General features: G+C 71.0%; 17 protein-coding genes and 1 pseudogene. 8 read left to right on the top strand and 10 right to left on the bottom strand.

Going from position 1 to position 18,855, the window contains the following annotated elements:
* The first annotated feature begins 72 nt into the window (after positions 1–72).
* A complete protein-coding gene (locus CP978_RS32985) occupies positions 73–1,410 on the top strand; it encodes an MFS transporter (protein WP_052454438.1) in 1,338 nt (445 codons plus the stop codon).
* A gap of 240 nt (positions 1,411–1,650) precedes the next feature.
* Positions 1,651–2,415, top strand: a complete 765-nt coding sequence (locus CP978_RS32980) for a PIG-L deacetylase family protein (protein WP_184750553.1) — start codon at positions 1,651–1,653, stop codon at positions 2,413–2,415.
* Between the two features lie 31 nt (positions 2,416–2,446).
* Here CP978_RS32980 and CP978_RS32975 read toward each other — a convergent pair whose 3' ends face one another.
* The 3 genes from CP978_RS32975 to CP978_RS32970 form a co-directional block, all read right to left on the bottom strand.
* Positions 2,447–3,331, bottom strand: a complete 885-nt coding sequence (locus tag CP978_RS32975) for a polysaccharide deacetylase family protein (RefSeq protein WP_043447139.1) — start codon at positions 3,329–3,331, stop codon at positions 2,447–2,449.
* A gap of 83 nt (positions 3,332–3,414) precedes the next feature.
* Positions 3,415–3,585 carry a hypothetical protein gene (locus CP978_RS35120; protein ID WP_158508376.1) on the bottom strand — a complete coding sequence of 57 codons (171 nt, stop codon included), beginning with the start codon at positions 3,583–3,585 and terminating at the stop codon, positions 3,415–3,417.
* Between the two features lie 76 nt (positions 3,586–3,661).
* The gene (locus CP978_RS32970; protein WP_043447135.1) at positions 3,662–4,075 is read right to left on the bottom strand and encodes a Fur family transcriptional regulator; all 414 of its coding nucleotides are present in this window, start codon (positions 4,073–4,075) and stop codon (positions 3,662–3,664) included.
* Between the two features lie 348 nt (positions 4,076–4,423).
* Between CP978_RS32970 and katG the strand changes: the two genes are divergently transcribed.
* Positions 4,424–6,655: a catalase/peroxidase HPI gene (gene katG / locus CP978_RS32965; protein WP_043447134.1), complete on the top strand. Its 2,232-nt coding sequence runs from the start codon at positions 4,424–4,426 to the stop codon at positions 6,653–6,655.
* Between the two features lie 98 nt (positions 6,656–6,753).
* Here katG and CP978_RS32960 read toward each other — a convergent pair whose 3' ends face one another.
* The gene (locus CP978_RS32960; RefSeq protein WP_043447133.1) at positions 6,754–8,124 is read right to left on the bottom strand and encodes an APC family permease; all 1,371 of its coding nucleotides are present in this window, start codon (positions 8,122–8,124) and stop codon (positions 6,754–6,756) included.
* A gap of 38 nt (positions 8,125–8,162) precedes the next feature.
* A complete protein-coding gene (locus CP978_RS32955) occupies positions 8,163–9,032 on the bottom strand; it encodes a carbon-nitrogen hydrolase family protein (RefSeq protein ID WP_079162439.1) in 870 nt (289 codons plus the stop codon).
* Between the two features lie 79 nt (positions 9,033–9,111).
* Between CP978_RS32955 and CP978_RS32950 the strand changes: the two genes are divergently transcribed.
* Positions 9,112–9,870 (top strand): FadR/GntR family transcriptional regulator, encoded by a 759-nt coding sequence (locus tag CP978_RS32950; protein WP_052454437.1) that lies wholly within the window; start codon positions 9,112–9,114, stop codon positions 9,868–9,870.
* Positions 9,871–9,987: 117 nt separating this feature from the next.
* Here the strand turns inward: CP978_RS32950 and CP978_RS32945 are convergent, their stop codons facing one another.
* A complete protein-coding gene (locus tag CP978_RS32945) occupies positions 9,988–11,187 on the bottom strand; it encodes a PP2C family protein-serine/threonine phosphatase (RefSeq protein WP_079162438.1) in 1,200 nt (399 codons plus the stop codon).
* Positions 11,188–11,774: 587 nt separating this feature from the next.
* Between CP978_RS32945 and CP978_RS32940 the strand changes: the two genes are divergently transcribed.
* The 4 genes from CP978_RS32940 (at position 11,775) to CP978_RS32925 (ending at position 14,975) form a co-directional block, all read left to right on the top strand.
* On the top strand, positions 11,775–12,059 hold the full coding sequence (locus tag CP978_RS32940) for a hypothetical protein (RefSeq protein ID WP_043447132.1): 285 nt from the start codon (positions 11,775–11,777) through the stop codon (positions 12,057–12,059).
* Positions 12,060–12,255: 196 nt separating this feature from the next.
* A complete protein-coding gene (locus CP978_RS32935) occupies positions 12,256–13,407 on the top strand; it encodes a S1 family peptidase (protein WP_043447131.1) in 1,152 nt (383 codons plus the stop codon).
* Between the two features lie 280 nt (positions 13,408–13,687).
* On the top strand, positions 13,688–13,891 hold the full coding sequence (locus CP978_RS32930) for a hypothetical protein (protein WP_043447130.1): 204 nt from the start codon (positions 13,688–13,690) through the stop codon (positions 13,889–13,891).
* Positions 13,892–14,171: 280 nt separating this feature from the next.
* Positions 14,172–14,975, top strand: a complete 804-nt coding sequence (locus CP978_RS32925) for a hypothetical protein (RefSeq protein ID WP_174498704.1) — start codon at positions 14,172–14,174, stop codon at positions 14,973–14,975.
* Positions 14,976–15,065: 90 nt separating this feature from the next.
* Here CP978_RS32925 and ypfJ read toward each other — a convergent pair whose 3' ends face one another.
* From ypfJ to CP978_RS32910, 4 genes and pseudogenes are all read right to left on the bottom strand, one after another.
* The gene (gene ypfJ / locus CP978_RS32920; RefSeq protein WP_150478354.1) at positions 15,066–15,944 is read right to left on the bottom strand and encodes a KPN_02809 family neutral zinc metallopeptidase; all 879 of its coding nucleotides are present in this window, start codon (positions 15,942–15,944) and stop codon (positions 15,066–15,068) included.
* Between the two features lie 222 nt (positions 15,945–16,166).
* Positions 16,167–16,946 (bottom strand): D-Ala-D-Ala carboxypeptidase family metallohydrolase, encoded by a 780-nt coding sequence (locus tag CP978_RS32915; protein ID WP_043447128.1) that lies wholly within the window; start codon positions 16,944–16,946, stop codon positions 16,167–16,169.
* Between the two features lie 148 nt (positions 16,947–17,094).
* The gene (locus CP978_RS35975; protein ID WP_242647139.1) at positions 17,095–17,478 is read right to left on the bottom strand and encodes a peptidoglycan-binding domain-containing protein; all 384 of its coding nucleotides are present in this window, start codon (positions 17,476–17,478) and stop codon (positions 17,095–17,097) included.
* A 45-nt stretch (positions 17,479–17,523) separates the two neighbouring features.
* Positions 17,524–18,399: pseudogene (locus tag CP978_RS32910) on the bottom strand (lysozyme); the annotation flags it as partial.
* Between the last annotated feature and the right edge of the window lie 456 nt (positions 18,400–18,855).

Raw genomic sequence — 18,855 nt, 5'->3', positions numbered from 1 at the left:
CGTCCCCGTCCCCGTCTCCTTTCCAGCCCCCGTCCCCTTCCCGGCCCCGCCCCAGACTGCCCGGAGTGACCCATGACGGCTCCTGCCACCGGCTCCGCCAACCCTCGAAGAGCGGCGCTCGCCGCGCTCGTCGGCACCTCGATCGAGTGGTACGACTTCTACGCCTTCGCCACCGCCGCCGCGATCGTCTTCAACGATGTGTTCTTCCCGGCGGACATGCCCCCGCTGCTGCGCACCCTCTCCTCCTTCGGCACCTTCGCCGTCGGTTTTCTGCTGCGGCCGCTCGGCGGCATCGTCTTCGGACACATCGGCGACCGCATCGGGCGTAAGAAGACGCTGGTCACCACGCTGCTGATGATGGGCATCGCATCCTTCTGCATCGGTCTGCTGCCCACCTACGCGCAGATAGGCGCCGCGGCACCCGCGCTGCTGATCGTGCTGCGCCTGGTGCAGGGCATCGCGATCGGCGGCGAGTGGGGCGGTGCGGTGCTGGTGGCGGTGGAGAGCGCCCCCAAGGGCAAGGCCACCTTCTTCGGCTCCTTCGCCCAGCTCGGTTCCTCGGTCGGCGCGCTGCTGTCCACGGGCGCCTTCAGTCTGATGAACCTGTTCGGCAGCTCCGCCTTCCACAGCTGGGGCTGGCGGGTGCCGTTCCTGCTGTCCGCGGTGCTGGTGGGCGTCGGCCTGGTCGTCCGGCTGCGGCTGGAGGAGTCCCCGGCCATGGCCGGGATCGAGAAGCAGCGGCAGCCCGAGGACAAGCTGCCGATCGTGGAGGTGCTGCAGAAGGACTGGCGCACCGTGCTGTTCGGCGTCCTCGGACTGGCCACCGCGACCGGCGGCTACTACCTGGTGACCAGCTATCTGCTGGCATACGCCGACGACCATGCGCATGTCTCGCAGTCGATGCTGCTCAACGGCCTCACCCTGGCGGCCTTCCTGGAGCTGGTGGTCACCCCGTGGCTGTCCCTGCTGGGCGACCGGATCGGGGCCCACACCGTGGTGATCGCCGGACTCGCGGGCGTGGTGGTGCTGGCGGTGCCGCAGTTCCTGGTGGTGCACACCGGCAGCACTCTGCTGATCTGGGGTGCGATGCTCGCCATGCGCTTCGTGATGTCGGCGCTCTACGGGCCGATGGCGGCGATCCTGGCGGAGGGCTTCGACGCCCGGGTCCGCTACACCGGGATCTCGCTGTCGTACCAGCTCTGCAATCTGGTCTTCGGCGGGTTCTCCCCGATCATCGCGGCGTCGCTCTCGGCTGCCGCCGGGGGCAGCTACTGGCCGGTGGCGGCACTGCTGATGGTGGTGTCGCTGATCGGCATCGTCAGCATCTCCCGGCTGCGGGCCCGCCGGTCCGCCCTGCTGACGGCCGGCACCGACCACGGTCTCACCGGCCGGGTGACGACGACCGTCTGACCTGCCCGCCCTGCCACCGGTCCCCGGGACTCCCTGCACGCACGGGGAGACCCGGGGACCGCCCGTGTACCGGGCCGTGCCCCTGCGAACTGCGCCGTCGCGCAGCGGGGGGCGTACGGTCTCGCTCCGCGCCTGGCGCATGCATGGGATTGACTGCGCCGGCCGCACCGTGCTCGGTTGGCGGGGCCCCGCCCGGGAAAGGGAGTCCTGGTCGCATCTCCGCCTGCCCGGGAGGTAGTCGTGCCGTTGCCCAGTCTGCTCGCGGTCTTCGCGCATCCGGACGACGAAGCGCTGGCCGCGGGCGGGGTTCTCGCCCGGCACGCCGCCTCCGGGGCGCGCACAGCCGTGGTCACCGCCACCTGGGCGCCGGACAGCCCCCGAGCCGTCGAACTGGTCGACGCGGTACGGATTCTGGGGGCGGGCGAGCCTCGGATGCTCGGGTACGCCGACCTCCGGGTCCCCCGGTCCGCGCCCGGGCGGCCGCGCTGGTGCGATGCGCCGCTCGATGAACTGGTCGAAGGTGTCGTCGGGCAGCTCAGGGAGTTCCGCCCGGAGATCGTCCTCACCCATGACGCGTACGGCGGTCTGACCGGTCACCCCGATCACCGCCACACCCACCGTGTGACCCTGCTCGCCGTGGCGGCCGCCGGGCTCGGGGGGCTCTATCCGCAGGCAGGAGCCCCGTGGCAGCCGGACGCCCTCTACTTCGCCACCCACCCCCACTCGGGTGTCACGGAACTCGGGCCGCTGCTGACCCGGGTGGGCAAATCGGTGTTGAGCGTGCCCGAGGAGATGGTCACGGCGAGGGTCGATGTGCGGCCGTGGCTCGACCGGAAATGGGCCGCCGTCCTCGCGCACCGCGGCGAGGTGGCCCGGGAGCGTCCGCTGCCCGGTCTGCTGTCCCGGCTGCCGGCCGAGACCCGGGAACGGATCATCGGCACCGAGTACTTCATCCGCGTCGGTCTCGGGGCCTCCGAGGACGGGACGAAGCAACTGGCCCTCTGACGAGGGCGCTTGCCGCGTCCGGCCCACGGGCTCATCCGGCCGGGGGCTGGATGTAGTCCTCCAGGCGTGCGACCGTGAAGTCCTGTTCCTGTATGCGCCGGAGCAGCTGGGCGAACATCTCCGTCATCGTGGTGCCCTTGAGCTCCTGGGGGCCCCGGAAGTGGGCGAGGATGATGTCACCCGGGCGCAGCTTCTTGTCCGGATCCTGGTACTGCATGTTCTTGATCTGCATGGACTCCCGCCACCAGACGATCGCCGCGGGCCCGCACTCCCGCACCGCGGTCCTGGTGTTGTGGTCGTAGGCGCCGTAGGGCGGGCGGAACAGCAGGGGTGCGGTGCCGTACCGCTCGGTGAGCACCTTCTGGTTGCCGCACACCTCTTCTTTCTGGCCCGCCTCCGAGAGGGTGTTCATGACGGGGTGGTGCAGGGTGTGATTCTGGATGTGATGGCCCATCTCGGCGAGCGTCCTGAAGTACCCGTAGTCCGACTTGATGGAGTCGTCGGTGAGGAACATGGTGATAGGTATCTCCAGGTCCCGCATCATCTCGATGAACTCGGGGTCCTTCTCCGCTCCGTCGTCGATGGTGATGAAGACGACCTTCTGCGAGGTCGGTATGTGCGAGAAGACCGGGACCGGTCCGGTGGCGGAGAGCTTGAGGGGCTTGTCGGCCGGCGGTTCCGGGGTCTCGGGCAGCGGCGTCAGGCCCCACTTCTTCCAGAGGGCGGCGGTGTCGGCGCTCGGCGCGGCGGTGCCGGGAGTCCCGGTGGTGCCGTCGGAGGGGGCGGAGGGGGACGCGGTGGCGGCCGTACCCGTTCCACTGCCCCCGTCCGCCCCGCAGCCACCGGCGGTCAGGGCCACGACGACCGCTCCCGCGAGTGCCCCGTAGAACCTGCCGGACCTGCTGTGCCGCTTCATCGCGCCGCTCTCCCCTGAGTGCCGTGCCGTCCTCGACTCCGCCTGGAACGGTACGTGATCATGCAGGGAGGGCGGCCGAGGGGTCACAGCCAGGTGCCGCAGCGGCGGACGAACCAGGTCTTCACCAGCTGGGTGAGCGTGCAGTACGCGAGCAACGTGCCGATCAGCCAGGGGAAGTAGCTCATCGGCAGCGGCTCCAGGCCGAGGGAGGCGCCGACCTGCCGTCGGAGGGGACGCGGCCCACGTCCATGCACGCCGACACCTCGTCACATCGGCGCCCGCACCCCCCACACCCGGAACCCCGACTCCCCCGCCGTACAGCCCGATCGTCTACCCGGCGCAGGAGGGGCACAGTCCGCGATAGACGACGTCGACCTCGGACACCGTGAAACCGAACCGCTCCCCCGCCGGCAGGCCGGCGAGCGGGTCGCCCGTGGGGTGGACGTCGCGGATGAGGCCACAGCCGGAGCACACCAGATGCTGGTGCGGCTGGTGCGCGTTGGGGTCGTAGCGCTTGGCGCGACGGTCGGTGGAGACCTCGGTTACCTCGCCGAGGGACACCATCTCGCCCAGGGTGTTGTAGACGGTCGCCCGGGAGATCTCGGGCAGCAGCGCAGCCGCCCGGGCATGCACCTCGTCGGCCGTGAGATGCATGTGCTCGCCGTCGAGGACCTCCGCGACGACGCGTCGCTGGGAGGTCAGCCGCCAGCCGCGCTCCCGCAGTCGCCCCAGCAGGTCACTCATGTCGGTTCACCCGTTCATCTCCCGTGTGCGATGGGCGAGCTACGGCAGACGCCTGATCCGGCCGGAGCAGGGTTTGGTGCACTTCTTGACTTGGATCGGGTCCATCGTAGGATCGTTTCCGGCGACAGCCAAGGGACGGGAAGACTCCGATCAGGCGGGAGCGGGAGACATGACAGCACCACCGCCGCACCCCCTCCCCGCCACCAGGGCCCTCCGGCCGATCGCATCCGACGCCCGCCGGTTCCCCCGGCCGGCGGGACCGGCGTCGTCCGCCGGGATGCCTGCCCCCGCCGTTCCACCGTCCGCAGTCTCTGAGCACCGTGTTCCGCCTGGTCCGGAAGGATTCCCATGTCTGAGAACCATGACCCAGTCGTCGCCGACACGACATCGCAGGACGGAGGCGGCTGCCCGGTCGCGCACGGGCGCGCGCCGCACCCGACGCAGGGCGGCGGGAACCGTCAGTGGTGGCCGGAGCGCCTCGATCTGAAGATCCTCGCGAAGAACCCCGCGGTGGCCAACCCCCACGGTGCGGACTTCGACTACGCCGCGGCTTTCTCGTCCCTCGATCTGCCGGCCGTGAAGCGGGACATCGCGGAGGTCCTCACCACCTCCCAGGACTGGTGGCCCGCCGACTTCGGCCACTACGGCCCGCTCATCATCCGCATGGCCTGGCACAGCGCCGGCACCTACCGGATCAGTGACGGCCGCGGGGGCGCGGGCGCGGGCCAGCAGCGCTTCGCCCCGCTCAACAGCTGGCCGGACAACGCCAACCTCGACAAGGCCCGCCGTCTGCTGTGGCCGGTCAAGAAGAAGTACGGCCGGAGCCTGTCCTGGGCCGACCTCTTGATCCTGGCCGGCAATGTCGCCCTGGAGAGCATGGGCTTCAAGACCTTCGGCTTCGGCGGCGGCCGTGAGGACGTCTGGGAGTCGGAGGAGGACGTGTACTGGGGCCCCGAGACCACCTGGCTGGGCGACGAGCGCTACACCGGGGACCGTGAGCTGGAGAACCCCCTCGGCGCGGTCCAGATGGGCCTGATCTACGTCAACCCCGAGGGCCCCAACGGCAATCCGGACCCGATCGCCTCGGCCCGCGACATCCGCGAGACGTTCCGCCGGATGGCGATGAACGACGAGGAGACGGTCGCCCTGATCGCCGGCGGCCACACCTTCGGCAAGACCCACGGTGCCGGCCCGGCGGAGAACGTCGGCCCCGACCCCGAGGGAGCCCCGCTGGAGCAGCAGGGCCTGGGCTGGAAGAACTCCTACGCCACCGGCAAGGGCGGCGACGCGATCACCAGCGGTCTCGAGGTGATCTGGACCAACACCCCGACGACCTGGGACAACAGCTTCTTCGAGATCCTGTTCGGCTATGAGTGGGAGCTGTTCGAGAGCCCCGCGGGCGCCCACCAGTGGCGGCCCAAGGACGGCACCGGCGCGGGGACCGTCCCGGACGCCCATGACCCGTCGAAGAGCCACGCCCCGTCGATGCTGACGACGGACCTGGCGCTGCGGTTCGACCCGGCCTATGAGCAGATCTCCCGGCGCTTCCTGGAGAACCCGGACGAGTTCGCGGACGCGTTCGCCCGAGCCTGGTTCAAGCTGACCCACCGCGACATGGGCCCGGTCGTGCGCTACCTCGGCCCGGAGGTGCCCTCCGAGACCCTGCTGTGGCAGGACCCGCTGCCCGAGGCGGACCATGAACCGGTCGGCGCCGAGGACGTCTCCGCCCTCAGGAGCCGGATCCTGGACTCGGGTCTTTCGGTGTCCCAGCTCGTGTCCACCGCCTGGGCGTCGGCGGCCTCCTTCCGCGGCAGCGACAAGCGCGGCGGCGCCAACGGTGCCCGGGTCCGCCTCGAGCCGCAGAGCGGCTGGGAGGTCAACGACCCCGACGAGCTGGCGCCGGTGCTGCGCACCCTGGAGGGGATCCAGGAGTCCTTCAACGCCGGGCAGAGCGGCGGCAAGCGGATCTCGCTCGCCGATCTGATCGTGCTGGCCGGCGGCGTGGGCGTCGAACGGGCCGCAAAGGAGGCGGGATTCGACGTCGAGGTGCCCTTCACACCGGGCCGGGTGGACGCCACGCAGGAGCAGACGGACGTGGAGTCGTTCGCCGCGCTCGAGCCGACCGCCGACGGGTTCCGCAACTACCTGGGCAAGGGCAACCGGCTGCCGGCCGAGTATCTGCTGCTGGACCGGGCGAACCTGCTGAACCTGAGCGCGCCCGAGACGACCGTCCTGGTCGGCGGGCTGCGGGTGCTGGGCGCGAACCACGGGCGGTCCAAGCTCGGTGTCCTCACCGCGACGCCGGGGGTGCTGACCAACGACTTCTTCGTCAATCTGCTCGACCTGGGGACGACCTGGACGGCGACGTCCGAGGACCGGACCACCTTCGAGGGACGCGACGCGGCCACCGGCGAGGTCAAGTGGACCGGCAGCCGTGCCGACCTCGTCTTCGGCTCGAACTCCGAACTGCGGGCGCTCGCCGAGGTCTATGCGAGCGACGACGCCGAGGAGAAGTTCGTGCACGACTTCGTCGACGCCTGGGACAAGGTCATGAACCTCGACCGGTTCGACCTGGCCTGAGCGTGAGGTCCGGGCCCGTCACAAGGACCGGCCCGGACCCCGCCGCCCGGCATGACTCGGCCCCGGCCCCCTGTGCAGGGGCCGGGGCCGGGTCGTCGTCAGCGGACCGGCTGGGGTTCGGCCGCGGGCGGCGCGCCCTCGTCGAAGGTCATCTCCGGCGGGGCCTTGCGGAAGCCCCGGGTGAGGTACACGAGGTAGCAGACGCCGAGGGCCAGCCAGCACAGGCCGAGAGTGATGGCCTTGCCGTCGAGGTGGACCAGCAGCCACAGGTCGACCACGGCGCCGACCGCGGGCAGCAGGACATAGGACCACAGGGCGGGGCGGCGGCCCGCGCGGCGCTCCCGGACGAAGGTGGCGATGACCGAGAAGTTGACGAAGGTGAAGGCGGTGAAGGCACCGAAGTTGATGAAGGACGTGGAGGTCGCGACGCTCAGCCGCAGCGCGATCAGGCCGACCGCCCCGGCCAGCAGGATGTTCACCGCGGGGGTGTGGTACTTCGGGTGCAGTCGGCCGAAGACCTTCCGCGGCAGCACCGAGTCTCGGCCCATCGCATAGAGCAGCCGTGAGGTGCTGGCCTGCGCGGCGATGCCGGAGGCGAACTGCGCGACGATCAGGCCCGCCAGGAACATGGAGGAGAACAGATCGCCGCCGACGGTCTTGGCGATCTCGAACGCCGCGGAGCTGGAATCGGTGAAGTGGTAACCGGGGTGTGCCAGCTGGGTGGTGTAGGCGACCGCGACGAAGATGCCGCCGCCGATCACCGCGATGAGCAGGATGGCGCGGGGCAGGGTGCGCTGCGGCTGCACCGTCTCCTCGGTCAGGGTGGTGACCGCGTCGAAGCCGAGGAAGGAGTAGGCCGCGATGGCGGCTCCCGCGGAGATGCCCGCGAGGGTGGTCGCATGGTTGGCGAAGGGCGTGGCGCTGACCAGTCCGGTCGCTCCGTCGTGCTGGAAGACATGCCGCAGACACAGCAGGGCGAACAGGCCGACGACCAGGATCTGGAAGATCATCAGCAGGTCGTTCACCCGCTCCGCCGTCTTGATGCCCCTGATGTTGAGCGCGGTGGTGAGCGCGATGAACCCTACGATCCACACCCAGAACGGCACCGAGGGGAACTCCGCCTGGAGATAGGCCCCGCCGATGAGCCAGATGACCATGGGCAGGAAGAAGTAGTCCAGCAGGGTGGCCCAGCCGACGAGGAAGCCGACCCGGGAGTCGATGGAGCGGCGCACATAGGTGTAGGCGGACCCGGCGACGGGGTGGGCCTTGGCCATCTTCCCGTAGCTGTGCGCGGTGAAGATCATGGCGCCCAGGGCCAGCAGATAGGCCGTCGGGACCGCGCCATGGGTGCTGTCGGCGACGACGCCGTAGGTGCCCAGCACGATGATCGGGGTCATATAGGCCAGCCCGAAGAGCACGACCGATCTCAGGGTCAGGCTGCGGGTGAGGGTGGGTGCGGGGTTGGGCATGGGCGTTCCTTGTGCCGTGGGGACGGGGAGGGCTCGGGTCAGTCGGCGATGCGCCAGCGCCTGGGGTCCAGGCGGCCGTCGTAGAGCGGGAGGTCGAGGGGGACGTCACCGTCGGTGAAGTGGCTCCACATGCGGTTGAGGCCGGCGGTGCCGTAGGTGCGTACCCGGGTGACGTCGTCCAGGTCGATGACGTCGGTCAGTACAGCGGGCCCGGAGTCGGGTGACTGGACGCGGATATGTCCCTCGGGATCGACCACCAGGCTGCGGCCGGTGCCCAGCGGGCCCGCGGTGTTCACACTGACGACATGGACCTGGTTGACGATGGCGTTGGCCTGGGCGAGGACGACCTCCTGGGCGCGGTCCACCGAGGTGGTCATCACCGGGTTGACGATCACCTCGGCGCCCATCCAGGCCAGATGGCGGCTCACCTCCGGGAACCAGGCGTCGTAGCAGATCGCGAAGCCGATGCGTCCGGCCTCCGGAAGGTCCACGACGACGAAGCGGTCCCCGGCGGTGTAGGGCTCGTACGGCCGCCAGGGGAACAGCTTGCGGTAGTGCGCGGCCAGTTGTCCCTGCGGGGAGAACACGAGTGCGGTGTTGAAGAGCTCGCCGTCCGCACCGCGCTCGCACACCGTGCCCGGAACCAGCCATACCCCCAGGTCACCCGCGAGTTCGGCCAGCGCCTTCGTACGCGGACCCTCCAGCGGTTCCGCCGCGGCGCGCAGCTGCTCCTCCGACCGGTCGGCCGGCCCGTCGGTACCGCACAGATGCAGCTCCGGATAGACGACCAGCCGCGTCTGCGGGAAGCGTGCCAGCACCCCCTGGACGTCGTCGGCGAATCCGGACAGGGGGTCCGTGGCCAGGCGGGGAGGGGCCTGGACCAGGGCGAGGGGAAGGGGTCGGGACATGCGCAGGAAATTAACTCAAGATGAGCACTTTAACAATGGGCTCATTCTGATCAATTTTGACGGCCGCTACATTGTGCGCATGGCTGGCACTCTGCACGGACCCGTCCCGGATGGCACCGAGGAGACCGTCCTCTCCCTCAACTCGCCCAAGCTGAACGGCATTCGGCGACTCACCGCGCTGGACACGGTGCGCGCCCGCATCGACCTGGCGGTCGAGCTGGGCCTGCTCTCCCCCGGCGAACGACTGCCGTCGAACGCCGCCATCGCCGAGGCGCTCGACGTCGGGGAGATCACCGTGCGTCGCGCACTCAGCTCGCTGTGTGAGGACGGGGTCCTGGAACGCAGGCGCGGCCGCAACGGGGGCACCCTGGTGGCCGAGCACCCGGCGCGGGGGACGGTCGACGCGGCCGAGGTGTACCGCGCCCAGACCGCCGAGGTGCACCATCTGATCGACGAGAGGGTGGTCGTGGAGTGCGGGATCGCCCACCTCGCGGTCCGTGGCGCGACCCCCGCGGCCCTCGCGGAGCTCGATCGGCTCGTGGAGGCCATGGACCGGGCGGAGAGCTGGGCCGAGTTCCACTCCTGCGACGAGCGCTTCCATCTCGCGGTGGCCCGCGCCACCGGTCTCGACAGCACCATGGACACCTATGGGGCCGTGCTGCGCAGGCTCTATGCGTATTTCCTGCCCTACCCCCTCGCGGCCCTGCGTGACTCCAACGACGAGCACCGGGCGCTGGTCGAGGCGGTACGCGCGGGCGACGCCGCAGGGGCCGCCGACATCGCGCGCCGGCATGTGGAGACGCTGCACCGCACGATGTTCGTGGGCCTGACCGGCTGAACCCCGAGGGCCGGCACATCCGCCGGGGCGCCCCGGCAGGAGCCTCGCCCCGCGCAGGCGCGCGCCACGCGTGCTGCCACCGGACCTGTAGGTGCTGCCACCGGACGCCACGGGGAGTCAGCCGCCCGCCATGGGACCGCCGGCCCCGGTCGGGGCGCCGCGCCCGAGCGCACCGGACTGGACCGCGTGCTCCAGCCGGTGGCTGGGGTGGGGGATGGCGATACGGCGGATGGCGATGATGGCGACGTCGTCACCGAGGTGCCCGCCGGTGTGGGCGAGCAGATTGCGCTCGACATGGTGGAGCAGCGCCTCGGGAGGGTGCCCGGCCCATCGGGCGGCGCGTTCCGAGAAGGGGTAGAAGGCGCCGTCGCGGTCGCGGGCCTCGACCGCACCGTCGGTGTACAGGAGCAGGGTGTCCCCGGGGCCGAAGGAGAGCACATCCACGGGGTACCCACCGGAGCCCTGCAGGCCGACGCCGAGGGGAGGCGCGGGGTGCAGGTCGGCCTCGGTCACCTGGCCGTCCGGGCCCAGCAGCACGGGCGCCAGATGGCCGCAACTGGTCATCCGGACCAGGGGCTCGTCGTCGGGTATCTCCAGCAGGAGGGCGGTGACGAAGCGTTCCTCCGCCTCGTCGTCCGGCTCGAAGTCGGCCAGATAGCGGGCCATGCTCCGTTCCAGGGCGCCCGCCAGCTCCGGCAGCGACGCATGCTGATGGGCGGCCTCACGGAAGGCGCCGAGCAGCAGCGCGGCCTCGCCCAGGGCGGACAGCCCCTTGCCCCGCACATCGCCGATCATCACCCGGGCGCCGCTGTCGGTGCGGGCGGCGGCGTACAGATCGCCGCCTATCTCCGCCTCGTCCTCGGCCGCGAGATAGACGCTGGCGAGCTGCAAGGTGCCGAGCCGGCTCGGCAACGGCCACATCAGGACATGCTGAGCGGCCTCCGCCACCGAACGGACCTGGGCCAGTTGGCGGGTGCGCCGGTCACGCACCACGCACAGGACCACGACCAGTACGGTCAGCACCGCAAGGGCGATCATCTGCACGATCACGGGCCGCGTGAGCAGGGTGCCGAAGTGCCAGCCGCTGAGCGCCTGGCCCGCGACGGCCATGACTCCCATGCCGCCCGTCGTCCACGGTCCCTCGAACCATGCGGTGAGCGCGGGAGCGACGACCAGCAGCGGGCCGAGGATGATGTCGGTCGGCGCCAGGATGTCCGAGGCCGTGATCAGGACGATCAGCGCAGCCGGGACCAGAAGCAGGAGGTGACTCGATTGCCACGGCTGCCCAAAGGCGGCGGAGCCTTGCCTGGAGCCCATGTCTTCCACAGTGCACCCTCCTCGGACCGGCGTGCGAGCCCTCCGGGGCAACGAACCCGGAAACATCACAGCAGGTGGGGGCGCCGGCACCGGTCGTGATGGCGGGGCGTACGACCGCTACGGTGCGCCATGCCGGGGGCACCGTCGGCAGCCCTGGCGCCGGGCACGGTGCCGCCCGGACGCCGCAGCACGAGGCGGGCGACATGGCTGAGGTGCTGGTTTCCCACACGGGCACGGGCTGACCACCGGCGTCGGCGAGTTCACCGAGCAGCTGCGGCGGGCCGGACATACGGCGAAGACACCCGGGTCACGGGCGGCCGCGACGCCGGGGTCGTCCTGGAGGGCGAGGAACGGCTCCCACGGACTGGAGCCGGCTCCGCCGGGACCCGCACGCTGCCGTCGCCCTGGGGCCGTTACGGCAGAAGCCGGACGAGTCGGGCGGGGTCCGGCCGCCGACCCGGCGTACCTGCCTGCGCGCCCACGCCCAGTTATTGCACAATTACGCAACCGAGCAAGCGCATGCCGGTCGATCCCTGTCGGGTCCGTGCGGACCGGACCGTATCGATCGGCCAGGATGGAGGATTCCCGTGCCGCAGGAGCGATTTCCGTCGACGGGCAGCACCAATCTGCGCATAGGCGCCGCGGTGGCCCGGATCGAGGGCCTCTACGCGGCTCTGCGCACCGCGGGACCCGGCATCCGCCGGGACCGACTTCTGGCCGAACTGGAGGAGGCCGCCCGGCGACTGGCCGCGATGACCGGTGCGGCGGCCCAGGGGCACGGCACGCCCCCCGCGCAGTCGCGACGCGGGCGCCGTCGTGCGCTGGCAGCCCGAGGTGCCGCCTGGATCATCGCGCGCACCGGCCGGCGCTGAGGGGCGGCTCCAGGACCGGAGGAGAGCGCTCCGCCCCCGACCCATAAGCCCGCCTTTGCGCCTGGCCGGAATCGATCGAATTGGCATGGACCTGATCGCGCAGTCTCGCTAGGCTTCCGCCCGACCCGGGTGAGAGCGCTCTCAGGTCGTGGTTGTTCCACCCCCACCTTTGCTGGAACGACGAAGGGCACCCCCTGTGAGACCCACTCGACTCCACCATCTCGCCATGGCCGCGCTCGTACTGATCGGCGGCTGGGCCGCGATGGGCGCCACGCCGGCCGGAGCGGCGACCCCCGCCGCCACCCCCACCGCTGCTCCCGGTCTGCTTCAGGCCATGCAGCGGGACCTGGGACTGACCGCCGACCAGGCGGAGGCCCGGCTGGCGGCGGAGCGCACCGCCACGACCGTGGAACCGAAGGCCCGCAAGGCCGCGGGATCCGCCTACGGCGGTTCCTGGTTCGACGCCGAGGCCGGACGGCTGACCGTGGCCGTCACCTCCGACGCCTCCGACTCCACCCTGCGCGCCGTCCGGTCCGCAGGCGCCGCGGTGCGCACCGTGGAACACAGCGAGCGACAGCTCGACGCGGTCAAGACCCGCCTGGACCGCTCGTCGGCACCCCAGGGAGTGAGCGGCTGGCACGTCGACCCGGCGGCCAACACGGTGGTCGTGGACGTCGTCCGCACCGCTTCCTCCGACAACGATGTCCGGCGCTTCCTCGCCCAGGCCCGTGAGGCCGGACCCGTCACCGTCCGCAAGGTCGCCTCGGCGCCGGAGACCTTCGCCGCGGGCACGGTCGGCGGCGACCCCTACTACACCGGCAACGTCCGCTGCTCCATCGGCTTCTCGGTGTACGGCGGCTTCGTCACCGCCGGCCACTGCGGCCAGCCCGGCGCGGGGGTGAGCGGCTGGGACGGCTCCTACATCGGCACCTTCCAGGGTTCGTCGTTCCCCGACAACGACTACGCCTGGGTCAGCGTCGGCAGCGGCTGGTGGACGGTTCCGGTGGTGCTCGGCTGGGGCACCGTGTCCGACCAGCTGGTGCGCGGCTCCGCCGTGGCCCCCGTCGGCGCCTCCATCTGCCGCTCCGGCTCGACGACGCACTGGCACTGCGGCACGGTCCTCGCGCACAACGAGACCGTCGTCTACAGCCAGGGCGCCGTGCACGAGCTGACGAAGACCAGCGTCTGCGCCGAACCGGGCGACTCCGGCGGCTCCTTCATCAGCGGTGACCAGGCTCAGGGTGTCACCTCGGGCGGCTGGGGCAACTGCTCCGGCGGCGGCGAGACCTGGTTCCAGCCGATCAACGAGATCCTCAACCGCTACGGGCTGACCCTGCACACGGCCTGACACGGCGGACCGTTCCCGCCTCGGCGCATCGCAGTTCCGGGTCCCGGCCCGGAACTGCGAACAGGCCGTTGCCGGGCGCGGGTTCCGCGGACGCGCGCAACGACGCCGCCCGCCGGGGGACTTGGCACGGGTCCGGTGGTGGCGGTGGAACGCCGGGGCCGGCGTCGAGGCGACAACGCCGGCCGTCGGTCGCGGCGTTAGGGAGCGGACCGGTGGGGCATACTCCCCCGACGGGCGTGCCGAGGTACGGCCCGGTACACCGCACCCCGAAGGAGAACCCATGCCGTGGTGGGCAATCGTCCCGGTCGTCTCGATGATCACCGGGCCCGCCGCTCTGTACATCCTGACTCGCCGCAAGCGCCGGGCGGAGGACGCCGAGGAGCGCTACGAGGAGCTCTCGCGCAGGTACACCGCGCTGCTCGAGGAGTCCACCAGGTCCGGCGAACTGCCCGAGGGCCGGGGGCGCCGCCCGGATCACCGCTGAGTCCCGCTCCCGCACACGAGGAGCGGGATTCGCGCTCCGGCCGCTCTCCTCCCTCACCGAGGAGCGGCCGGTCGGCCCCCGCACTCCCCCGGTTTCTTCCCGTCACCGGTCTCTTCCCACCCTCGCGCCTGACGCCCCGGCAGGGCTCGTCCGGGGCTTCCTTGCCGGGTTCCGGCAATGTGCGCCGCATGACTGTGTCCGGCCACAGGTAAGGCGGGCGGCCCCTCCCGGACGGCAGGATCAATGTCTGCCGGATGAGGAACGAGCTGGGGGAACCGCGATGCGCAGACTGCGTCGACTTCCCTCCGCGCCGGAACCGCACCTGATGGCGCATCTGCGGACCACGGTGTGGGGACCCGCGGAGTTCGTCGGCCTGCCGCCGCGGTGGCTGGTCGTGGAGGGGATGATCGCCGGAACGCTCGGGGCCGGGGCGATCATCGGCACCGCGCTCCTCGGCGCCTGGACCGGGACGCCCTGGCTGACCGACGGGAAGGCCGGTCTCGGCTGCGCGGTCCTGCTGGTCCTCTATCTCTCCCTGGTCGGGGCGGGACGCGCGCTGATCGGCATCGTCGCCCTGCTCGCCGTGTGTCTCGCGGTCCATGCCCCGGAGGCGTCCGCGAGCATCGTGCTGGCGCACCGGGGAGTGGTACGGCCCTCGGTGGTCCTGTCGGTCCAGGACGGTGGGGAGACGGCCGACGGGCACGGTCTCTATCTCTGCTCGGTGGCGGACCGGCACGGCGCACCGGTCAAGGTCCGCATCCGGCGGGGCTGTCTGCGGACCACCCGTCCGGGGGACGCGCTCCCGCTGCTGTGCGACCCGGAGGGGCGGGTGGCCCCGCGCAGTGCGGAGTCCGGCAGATCACTGGCCGCGCCGCTCCGTGCGCTGGGCGCCTGGGGCGCCTCACTGGTCGGCGCCTGTGTGGTCGCGGTGGTGCGCTCGCTCCGTCTCTCGCACACCGCCGCCGCCCCGTCCGCCGCCGCGCCCTGGGCGCCCGAGCCGGACGATCTACCGACCCCGGCCGTCGCCCGTCAGCCGTCGCGATGTCTGTCGGGGAGCCGGGGCCCGGGTTCGGGCCCCGGCTGACGACGAACGAGGCGGCAGGGGACGCTGCCGGACCGACCCGGCAGGGGCCTCACCGAGAGGGGCCACCCCCGGACTGCCTGCCGTACTCGGTCAGATGGCGCCGGAGAAGGTGTCGCACCGGGCCGAGGAGCCCGTGCTGTACCCGGTGGTGAACCAGTGCACCCGCTGCTGCGAGCTGCCGTGGGTCCAGCCTTCCGGGTCGACACGGCCCTGGGCGCGCTCCTGGATGCGGTCGTCACCGACGGCCGCCGCGGCCTCGAGGGCTTCCTGGATGTCGGCATCCGTGAACGGCCGCTCGTAGAAGCCGGTGGTGACGGCGTTCTTCGCCCAGACCCCGGCGTAGCAGTCGGCCTGCAGCTCCAGCCGGACCGATGCGCTCTCGGCCCCCTTGCGGTCCCCGCCGACACGGTTCATGGTGCCCAGCAGATTCTGTACATGGTGACCGTACTCATGGGCGATGACATAGGCCCGGGCGAAGGGTCCGCCCTTGGCGCCGAACTTCTCCTCCAGTTCGTCGAAGAACCCGAGGTCGAGATAGACGTTGTGGTCGGCCGGGCAGTAGAACGGGCCCATGGCGGAGGAGCCTTGGCCGCATCCGGTGCTCCAGGTGCCGGAGACCAGGTGCGTCTTTGCCTTGGTGTACGTCTGCCGCTGCTGCTCGGGGAGGGCCTCCTGCCAGTAGCTCTGGATGCTGCTGACCACGCCCACCACTCGGCACTTCTCCCACTGGTTGGCGTCGGTGCCCTTGCGGCACTTCGCCTTCAGATCCTCCCCCTGCTGCTGGGTGGTGGTGTGGGAGCCGCCGCCGCTGAGCAGGTTCGTGGGGTTGACTCCCAGAAGCAGCGCGACGATCAGGACGACGACGCCGACCGCGCCACCGCCGATCGCAAGCCCCCCTCCGGAAAAGCTGCTGCTGCCGTGGTCTTCGACCTGGGAAGCATCAAGATCCACATCGTCGCGGAATTCCATCGGTCCTTCGTCTCCCGGGAGTTGGTGCGGGCTTCATTGTGCCCGGTGAGGGCGCCGTTTCGGCGTCGCACCCGATGTGACGTCGGCCGTGTCCGTGGCGAAGGCGCCGGTGCGGCGGTCGTGGCTCGTCGACGCGGCCCCGGGAACGCGGAGGCGGACGAAGCGGTGCCCGCCCGCGCCATGACGGCGAGGACGGGCACCGGTCGGCCGGAGAGGGGCGGATCAGGCCACGCCGCTCTCCCACCACCAGGAGCCGGAGCCGTAGGAGGGGTACTGCACACGGCTGTCGACGTGCTGCCACGAGTTCGAGTACGCCTCGAGCCCGGAGAAGCCGCAGGTCTCGGCGATCCGGTAGGTCTGCAGGGTGGAGTGTCCCGAGACCACGATGTCCGCGGCCACACCGTAGAGGTGCATGCTGTTGGACGCGCCGCCCGAGGCAGCGTTGTGCGAGATGCTGCGGAAGCCGGAGTTGATGGTGATCGCGCTGTTGCCCGCCTTCTTGCGCACCGCCTCCAGCTTGTACATCAGCCGGCGGACGTTCTCCTTGACCGTCGCGGCGGCGACCTTGCCGTTGTTGAAGGCGGCGCCGTCCTTGGAGTAGAACTCGCTCCAGTTGAAGTGGGCGGTCGACCCGTCGCTCGCCTCCAGGCTGTTGAGGGCGCTCTGGGTCTGCGGGCCGACGACGCCGTCCGCGCCCAGCCCGTAGGCGGACTGGAAGCGGGTCACGGCGGCGGCCGTGGCCGGGCCGAAGGCGCCGTCCCAGGCGACGTACGTCTGCTGGGCGCTCGCGGCGGCCCAACCGCCGACGCGGATCTGCAGTTCCACCACATCGGAGCCGGAGGAACCCTGCTGGAGGGTGCGGCTCCAGCCGTAGGCGGAGGCCGAGCCCGCCGAGGCGAGATTGACGACGGACGCCACGCCGAGCGCGGCCGTCACACCTGCGGCGCTCCGGAACAGGGTGCGGCGGTCGATGCCTCGGGCGGAGGGTCGTGACTCGTTCATGAATTCTCCTCTTTCTTTCCCGGCGTGCCGGGCGGAGCAGTTCCTGCCCTGCCCGGACACGCCGAGGGGCTTCGAAGAAAAGCAGTACCGGCCGGGTGTGGGGGGTGCGCTGCCGCGGACGGTCGGGCGGACGGCGCCCTGGTGACGGTCAGGCGACCAGGGCCTGCCAGGTGTTGGCTCCGACGATGCCGTCCACGGCGAGGCGATGGCCGGACTGGAAGGAGCGCACCGCGGTGTCGGTGGCGGGCCCGAAGTCACCGTCCACGCCCAGCGCCGAACCGTGCGCGTTCAGCTGGCTCTGCACCGCCTTGACCGCGGAACCGGTCGATCCCTGCCGCACCGTGACGATGAGTGCCTGCCAGGTGGCGGGGCCGACGATGCCGTCCACGCCGAGGCCGTGCGCGGACTGGAAGGAGCGCACCGCGCTGTCGGTGCCCGCCCCGAAGGCGCCGTCCACGGTCAACGACGAACCGTGCGCGTTCAGCAGATGCTGCACGGTCTTGACCCGCTCACCGCTGGCGCCCTGCTTCACGGTGGGCCAACTGCCCGTCGACGGAGGGGTGTAGCCGCCGTTGCGGGCGAAGTTCTGCAGATCGGTGAGCGTGCCGTTGAAGGTGTCCTGGTCACCGGGGAAGGTCCCGGAGTCGGCGTACTGCCAGATCGTCTGGGCGGACCAGCCGGCTGGCAGCGTGCCCGGGCTGCTGGAGTAACGGGCCACCCACAGGGGGTTGGTGGCACCGAAGCTGCTGTTGTTGCCGGTGCAGGTGGTCCACCAGTCGGTGGTGGTGTAGATCGTGGGATAGCGTCCGGTCCTGGTGCGGACCTGGTTGCTGAAGTCCCGTATCCAGGTCACCATCGCGCTCTGGCTCAGCCCGTAGCAGGTGGCGCCGTAGGGGTTGTACTCGATGTCCAGGGCGGGGGGCAGGGTCTTGCCGTCCGCGCTCCAGCCGCCGCCGTGGCTGACGAAATAGTCGGCCTGCACCGCGCCGCTGGAGTTGCCGGGCAGGGCGAAGTGGTAGGCGCCGCGGATCAGCCCGGCGTTGTAGGAGCCGTCGTACTGCTGGGAGTAGTAGGGATTGGTGTACGTCGTGCCCTCGGTGGCCTTGACATAGGCGAAGGCGGCACCGTTGTTCTTGACGGTGGTCCAGTTGACGTTGCCCTGATAGCCGCTCACATCCAGGCCGGCCGGGCCGGTGCTGACGGCGGCGAGCGCCGAGGCGGACGGTGAGCCCGTGCCGAGGCGCTGGAGACCGGAGCCGGCGTGGTCCTGCTCCGGGTGTGTCATCCGGACGGGCTTCACCCCGTCGTCGGCGGCGGTCGCGGAGGCGGCGTCGGGCAGCAGGAGCATCAGGGACAGGGCGGCGGCCAGCAGTCCGGCGGCGCGGGTGAGCGCCAGGCCGGGGCGCCTGCCGGTGCCACCGGATCTGAACCGCGCGAAAGAGGTTGCAGTCATCGTGCTCTCCCAGGTGGGGGTTGGGGTTCGGCGAGTAGCTGCGTCAGACGATTCGGAAAGGTGTGGGGACGGGGGCGCCGGTGGGGAGCCGGCGTGCGGGCGGTCAGGCGTGGGGAGACGGGGAATGCTGCTGCGGAGCGGGCGTCAGGGACTCATGTGGATGCACACGAGCCTGAAGATGAACTGTGCATGACAACTTGACCCGCCAGGGCCGCGAGGATCCGACGGCTGGACGACAGGACACATCAACCCCTCTGGGGACGAGGGAGGTTGACGCGCGTAAACCGTAAGGGGTGCCTCGGCGTGTCCGCAACGCCCGAGGGCCGGTGACTCGCACCGGTGGCACACGAACCCCGCACACGACCGGGGGCCGAAGGGACGCTCTCGCGTCCCTTCGGCCCCCGGCGGGGTTGACGGCGATGCCGTCTATGACGACAGGAAGCACCCGATGCGAAC

The sequence above is a fragment of the Streptomyces nodosus genome, from assembly GCF_008704995.1.
Lineage (GTDB): Bacteria > Actinomycetota > Actinomycetes > Streptomycetales > Streptomycetaceae > Streptomyces > Streptomyces nodosus.
The sequence above is the reverse complement of the archived record's forward strand: the minus strand, read 5'-3'. Positions and strand labels throughout refer to the sequence as shown.

Bases quoted from the DNA above. Each gene is read 5' to 3' on its own strand.
- CP978_RS32985 (WP_052454438.1), top strand. From the start codon at position 73: ATGACGGCTCCTGCCACCGGCTCCGCCAACCCTCGAAGAGCGGCGCTC.
- CP978_RS32975 (WP_043447139.1), bottom strand. From the start codon at position 3,331: ATGAAGCGGCACAGCAGGTCCGGCAGGTTCTACGGGGCACTCGCGGGA.
- CP978_RS32970 (WP_043447135.1), bottom strand. From the start codon at position 4,075: ATGAGTGACCTGCTGGGGCGACTGCGGGAGCGCGGCTGGCGGCTGACC.
- katG (WP_043447134.1), top strand. From the start codon at position 4,424: ATGTCTGAGAACCATGACCCAGTCGTCGCCGACACGACATCGCAGGAC.
- CP978_RS32960 (WP_043447133.1), bottom strand. From the start codon at position 8,124: ATGCCCAACCCCGCACCCACCCTCACCCGCAGCCTGACCCTGAGATCG.
- CP978_RS32955 (WP_079162439.1), bottom strand. From the start codon at position 9,032: ATGTCCCGACCCCTTCCCCTCGCCCTGGTCCAGGCCCCTCCCCGCCTG.
- CP978_RS32950 (WP_052454437.1), top strand. From the start codon at position 9,112: ATGGCTGGCACTCTGCACGGACCCGTCCCGGATGGCACCGAGGAGACC.
- CP978_RS32945 (WP_079162438.1), bottom strand. From the start codon at position 11,187: ATGGGCTCCAGGCAAGGCTCCGCCGCCTTTGGGCAGCCGTGGCAATCG.
- CP978_RS32930 (WP_043447130.1), top strand. From the start codon at position 13,688: ATGCCGTGGTGGGCAATCGTCCCGGTCGTCTCGATGATCACCGGGCCC.
- CP978_RS32925 (WP_174498704.1), top strand. From the start codon at position 14,172: ATGCGCAGACTGCGTCGACTTCCCTCCGCGCCGGAACCGCACCTGATG.
- ypfJ (WP_150478354.1), bottom strand. From the start codon at position 15,944: ATGGAATTCCGCGACGATGTGGATCTTGATGCTTCCCAGGTCGAAGAC.
- CP978_RS32915 (WP_043447128.1), bottom strand. From the start codon at position 16,946: ATGAACGAGTCACGACCCTCCGCCCGAGGCATCGACCGCCGCACCCTG.